Genomic DNA, 6343 nt, shown 5'->3' with positions numbered 1-6343 from the left:
CGAACGACTGTAGGGATGCAGGAGGTACGACCCCATGGATGGGAGTCGTGGACTGTTGGCCACTCGCGGAATTCACTTACCTCACGGCCAGGCTGACTTGAGCCAAGGTGGCTCAGCGCCGCGGGAAGCTGACCCCGGTACCGCCGAGGCCGCAGTAGCCGTTCGGATTCTTCGCCAGATACTGCTGATGGTAGGCCTCGGCAAAGTAGAAGTTCGGCGCTGCGATGATCTCGGTGGTGATCGGCCGACCACCGGTCTGAGAGAGGGCATTCTGATAGACTCGGCGGGACGCCTCCGCCAGCTGCTGCTGGGCCTCTGAGTAGGTATAGATGCCTGAACGATATTGAGTGCCCAGATCGTTGCCCTGACGCATGCCTTGGGTTGGATCGTGAGACTCCCAGAAACATTTGAGCAGCTTCTGGTATCTCAGCTCAGCCGGGGCGAATACCAACCGCACCACCTCATTGTGGCCGGTCATGCCGCTGCAGACCTCTTCATAGCTGGGATTCGGGGTATATCCGGCTGCATAACCCACTGCGCTCGAGAAGACCCCCGGCAACTCCCAGAAACGCCGCTCTGCCCCCCAAAAACAACCGAGCCCGAACATGGCAAACTCCAGCCCCTCAGGAAATGGCCCCCGCAGCGGATTGCCCAAGACAAAGTGGTTGTCCGCCACTGCCATCGCCTCACGCCGTCCGGGCAGAGCCTCCTCGGGCTCTGGCATCACTGTTTTTCGACCTAAACCAAACATTACCTGCCCCCACTGCTGCCCACACTATAACGTCATTCGGTTCGCCGGAGTCCGGCAGAAACCAATGATTATCTAAGGGAAATCCCGGCTTCACCGGGATCCTGGCGACAAGGCATACTCTGAGGCATGTGGAGATTCATCACACCCTGGCTGCGCCTGACCAGCCTGATTCTAGCGCTGGCGGGCTGGGGCATATGTTTCGCATCCCCCCCTCTCCCCACGGTCTACTTAGAGGGATTGCAGGTGGAGAGTCTGACCGAACCCGCGCACCTCTACCGCGTCTCCCTGGCGCTAAGAAATCCGGGCAAACTACCGCTACGGCTGCGCCGCTTCAGCTATCACCTGGATCTGAACGGGAGTCGTTTCTGCGAGGCGGAAATTCCGCTGGCTTTTATCCTCAAACCTTACTCCATCCAACGTCTGACCGCAGTGACAAGCAGCGATCTATTCAACATCGTCGGCCACTTCGGCAAGGTCATGTTCAACCGCGATCTGCCTCTACAATACTCCCTTGAGGGCAGCTTCCAGCTGGTTGGAGAGGCGAGAGAGATTCCGGTCTCTGCGGAGGGCCAGATCACTATCGAATACCCCAGAACGCCCGGCATTGCACCGGACCCCAAGCCTTTAAAGCAGCAGAAAACCAGCGATCAGTCCGACCAGAAACAGGCCACCCCCGACCATCAATAGACGCCGCCGGCCACTACCGCCAGCCGCCACCGCCGACACTGGCATCGTCTTGAAGCGCTGCTCAAAAAGCTCCTCGGCCACCTCGGCTGCAGTGTTTTTCGCGACCTCCCGGGCGACCCGGGTCGCCGTCTCTGCGGCGTGGGCATCGATAGAGCCCTCGGCCACACTGCGGATCTCTTCGATCATCTCGCCCTTATCGGGCACCTGACGGAGCACTTCCTCAAGCAACTGTTCGCGCCCGGGCAACTGACTCGTCACGCCACGCTTGAACACCTCCAGCTGTGCTGCGATCTGCTCTGAAAAGACCGCCCACTGCTCGCGAAAATGGGTGCCAATCACCTCGGCCACCACCCGATCGTTGAGCTTGATGACGATCGCTTCCACGTCCCGATTCACCTGCTCGATGATCTCATCACGCAGCTTGTCGATATTGACATCCAATGGCCGCTCTTTGAGACTCCGCTCCACCGCCTGAGCCGCCAGGTCGCCAACCACCTCTTGGGCGATCTGACGGGTGGCGCGTCGCGCGATGCTGCGCACCTCCTCCGCCGAGATAGCAAAGCTCCCGTGCACCCTCTCGCTATCCCTGGGCAGCTCCCGCACAGGCTCCACCACCGGCGTGGCAGCCACCGCCGACGCCGCCTCGGTGGCCTGATCGACCAGCTCGATGATCTCCTGCAGCCCCTCCCTGGTGGGCGGTTTGGTCATGATGCCGACCGCACCATGGGACTCCGCCGCCTCGGCATAGCGTTTGCCCTCGTTGGCAGTGCACATCACCACCGGGATATTGGTCAGACGCGGGATCTTCTTGATCGCAGCGATGGTCTCCAGGCCATCCATACCATCCATGAAGTAGTCAACGAAAATGGCATCGGGCGTGATCGTCTCCAACTGTTCCAGTGCCTGCTCACCAGACTCGGCCATGGTGACATTTTCGAAGCCACTCTTTTTCAATAAGCGGCTCAATACGATTCGGGCCGATTTGGAATCATCTATCAGAAGGGCTTGTCTAGCCAAAATACTCACTCCCAATCCATCAGGTTGGTTTCCAGGGTGAAAGACACCGCGGCACCACCACCAAATTCCGCGAACAGCATCTAAGGTAAGGGGTGCTGCTGTCGCCTATATCATTCCAGGGATCTATAATCCCCAACCTTTTAGACTACGCTTAGCGACGTGAATCATTATGGCTGGCCCAATTATGGACAATATTACCCCGGAACTTGAATCGATACTATGTGAACGGATTCTCATTCTGGACGGTGCCATGGGCACCATGATCCAACGCCACAAGCTCACGGAAGAAGATTATCGAGGTGAACGTTTCACCGACTGGCCGAGCGATCTGAAGGGCAACAACGACCTGCTGGTACTGTCTCAGCCGGAGCTGATCCGCAACATCCACGAGGAGTACATGGAGGCCGGCGCCGACATCCTCGAGACCAACACCTTCGGCGCCAACCGCATCTCGATGGCCGACTACGACATGCAGGAGCTAGCCTACGAGATGAACGTCGCCGGTGCGCGCCTCTGCCGCGAGGCGGCTGACAAATATGCCACACCGGAGAAGCCACGTTACGTCGCCGGTGTACTCGGCCCCACCAATCGCACCGCCTCCATCTCTCCCGACGTCAACGACCCCGGCGCGCGCAACATCAGCTTCGACGAGCTGGTAGAGGCTTACGCCGAGGCGACCCGCGGCCTGATCGAGGGCGGTGTCGACATCCTGCTGATCGAGACCATCTTCGACACCCTCAACGCGAAAGCAGCAGTTGCCGCCTGCGAGCAGGTATTCGATCAGGACCAGCTGCGGCTGCCGATCATGGTCTCCGGCACCATCACCGACGCCTCCGGCCGTACCCTCTCTGGCCAAACCACCGAGGCCTTCTACAACAGCCTGCGCCACGCCCGCCCGATCTCCATCGGTCTCAACTGCGCCCTCGGCCCGGAGCTGATGCGCCAGTACGTGGAGGAGATATCACGGGTCGCCGAGTGCTACGTCAACGTCCACCCCAATGCTGGCCTGCCCAACGAGTTCGGCGAGTACGATCTGGGTCCCGAGGCGATGGGCCAGCAGATCGCCGAGTGGGCCGAGGCGGGCTTTCTCAACATCATCGGTGGCTGCTGTGGCACCACGCCGGCACACATCAAGGCGATCGCCGAGGCGGTGGCAGACCAGGCGCCCCGCAAATTGCCGGAGATCCGCCCCGAGTGCCGTCTCTCCGGCCTGGAACCCCTCAACATCGGCCCCGACTCACTCTTCGTCAACGTCGGCGAACGGGCCAACGTCACCGGCTCTGCCAAGTTCAAGCGGCTGATCCTCAACGAGGAGTACGAAGAGGCCCTCGACGTCTGCCGCGCCCAGGTAGAGAACGGCGCCCAGGTGGTCGACGTCAACATGGACGAGGCGATGCTCGACGGCGTCGCCGCCATGCAGCGCTTTCTTAATCTCTGTGCCGGCGAACCCGACATTTCCAAGGTGCCGGTGATGATCGACTCCTCCAAGTGGGAGATCATCGAGGCGGGGCTGAAGTGTGTGCAGGGCAAACCCATCGTCAACTCCATCTCCATGAAAGAGGGGATCGACAAGTTCAAGCAGCAGGCCAAGCTCTGCCGCCGCTACGGCGCCGCAGTGATCGTCATGGCCTTCGACGAGGAGGGCCAGGCCGACACCCAGGCGCGCAAGGTGGAGATCTGTACCCGCGCCTACCAGATTCTCACCGAAGAGGTAGGCTTCCCAGCCGAGGACATCATCTTCGACCCCAACATCTTCGCCGTCGCCACCGGCATCCCAGAGCACGACAACTACGGCGTCGACTTCATCGAAGCAACCCGCGAGATAAAAGCCGCCTGCCCCCATGCGCTGATCTCCGGCGGCGTCTCCAATGTCTCCTTCTCCTTCCGCGGCAACAACCCGGTGCGCGAGGCGATCCACGCGGTGTTCCTCTACCACGCGATCCAGGCCGGCATGGACATGGGCATAGTCAACGCTGCCCAGCTGGCGGTCTACGATGACCTGCCCGCCGAGCTACGCAACGCTGTGGAAGATGTGGTCCTCAATAAAGATCCTGAGGCGGGCGACCGGCTGGTGGAGATCGCCCCCAACTACGCGGGCGACGTGGTCGGCGGCAACAGGTGGAGGATCTGGAGTGGCGCAGCTGGCCGGTCAACAAACGGCTGGAGCACGCCCTGGTAAAAGGCATCACCGAGTATATCGACACGGATACCGAAGAGGCGCGCCAGGCGGTCGACAAGTCCCTGGAAGTCATCGAAGGCCCACTGATGGACGGCATGAACGTGGTCGGCGACCTATTCGGCGCTGGCAAGATGTTCCTGCCCCAGGTGGTCAAATCGGCCCGGGTAATGAAGAAGTCGGTGGCCTATCTGGAACCCTTCCTGGAGGCAGAGAAGGCCGAGTGCGGCGCCCAGGCCCAAGGCAAGATCCTGATGGCCACGGTGAAGGGCGACGTTCATGACATCGGCAAAAACATCGTCGGCGTGGTACTGCAGTGCAACAACTATGAGGTGATCGACATCGGCGTGATGGTACCCGCCGACACCATCCTCAAACAGGCCCAAGAGCATCAGGTCGATATCATCGGCCTCTCCGGCCTGATCACCCCGTCGCTCGATGAGATGGTCCACGTCGCCAAGGAAATGAAACGCCTCCGCATGAGCCAGCCGCTGATGATCGGCGGTGCCACCACCTCCATCGCCCATACCGCCGTGAAAATCGAGCCTGAGTATGACCACCCGGTGGTCTATGTGCCCGACGCCTCCCGCGCCGTCGGCGTCGCCAGCAACCTGCTCTCCAAGGATCTGCGCGATGACTATATCGCCGACCTGCGCCGCTCATACGAGGATGTACGCGAGCGCCGCGCATCCAAGAACGAGGCCCGTAACTTGGTGCCAATCGAAGCGGCCAGAGCCAATCCCGTCGCCATCGACTGGGACAACTTCGTCGCCTGTGAACCCAACAAGTTGGGGGTCAACGTCATGGACGATATCCAGCTCGAGCTACTGATCGACTACATCGACTGGACCTTCTTCTTCCACGCCTGGCAGCTCAAGGGCCGCTATCCGCAGATACTGGAAGACCGGGAGAAGGGCGAAGAGGCGAAGAAACTGCTCGCCGACGCCCGCGAGATGCTGCACAAGATCATCACCGAGAGGTGGCTGACCGCCAAGGCGGTCATCGGCCTGTTCCCGGCCAACGCCGTGGGTGATGACGTCGAGGTCTATGGCCTTCAGCCAGCAGCAGGCGAACAGAGACGCCCCATCAGCACTCTGCACTTCCTGCGCAAGCAGGGCAAACAGCCGAAGGGCAAGGCCAACACTTGCCTAGCCGACTTCATTGCCCCGAAATCGAGCGGCCACAGCGACTATATCGGCGGCTTCGCCTGCACTGCAGGTATCGGCATCGACGACAAGATCGTCGAGTTTGAAAAGGATCACGACGACTACAGCGCCATCATGCTCAAGGCCTTGGCCGATCGCCTCGCCGAGGCCCTGGCCGAGTGGCTACACGAACGGGTGCGCCGTCACTACTGGGGCTATGCCGCTAACGAGAAACTCAGCAACGAGGAGCGTGTCGCTGAGAAGTACACCGGCATCCGCCCCGCCATGGGCTATCCCGCCAGCCCAGATCACACCGAAAAGGATATGCTCTGGGAGCTGCTCGACGTGGAGAAGAACACCGGCATCTGGCTCACCGAGGCCAAGGCCATGGTGCCCACGGCAGCGGTCAGCGGACTCTATTTTAGTCACCCCGACAGCCACTACTTCGCAGTCGGCAAGATCAACCGCGACCAGGTCGTAAGCTACGCCGCCCGCATCGACATGGAACTGCAAGAGGTGGAACGCTGGCTGGCGCCGAACCTGGCCTATGAGCCGGAGAGCAACTGA

3 protein-coding genes and 1 pseudogene are annotated in these 6343 nt (G+C 60.8%); 2 read left to right on the top strand and 2 right to left on the bottom strand.

All coding sequences use genetic code 11. The features are described from left to right. Window positions 1-112: 112 nt before the first annotated feature. The gene (msrA, locus tag RIFP1SYM_RS07650; protein ID WP_005961399.1) at window positions 113-751 is read right to left on the bottom strand and encodes a peptide-methionine (S)-S-oxide reductase MsrA; all 639 of its coding nucleotides are present in this window, start codon (window positions 749-751) and stop codon (window positions 113-115) included. A 126-nt stretch (window positions 752-877) separates the two neighbouring features. Between msrA and RIFP1SYM_RS07645 the strand changes: the two genes are divergently transcribed. Then, window positions 878-1438 (top strand): LEA/WHy family protein, encoded by a 561-nt coding sequence (locus RIFP1SYM_RS07645; RefSeq protein ID WP_081417726.1) that lies wholly within the window; start codon window positions 878-880, stop codon window positions 1436-1438. On the opposite strand, the gene RIFP1SYM_RS07640 is transcribed toward RIFP1SYM_RS07645, so the two are convergent. Beyond that, window positions 1376-2464, bottom strand: coding sequence for a response regulator (locus RIFP1SYM_RS07640; RefSeq protein WP_276123659.1), 1089 nt, complete (start codon window positions 2462-2464; stop codon window positions 1376-1378). The genes RIFP1SYM_RS07645 and RIFP1SYM_RS07640 overlap by 63 nt on opposite strands. Window positions 2465-2639: 175 nt before the next feature. On the opposite strand from RIFP1SYM_RS07640, the pseudogene metH reads away from it, so the two are divergent. Beyond that, window positions 2640-6343, top strand: a pseudogene (gene metH, locus RIFP1SYM_RS07635) (methionine synthase).

This window comes from endosymbiont of Riftia pachyptila (vent Ph05), from assembly GCF_000224455.1.
GTDB classification, from domain to species: domain Bacteria; phylum Pseudomonadota; class Gammaproteobacteria; order Chromatiales; family Chromatiaceae; genus Endoriftia; species Endoriftia persephonae.
This window is presented reverse-complemented; position numbering and strand designations above follow the sequence as displayed.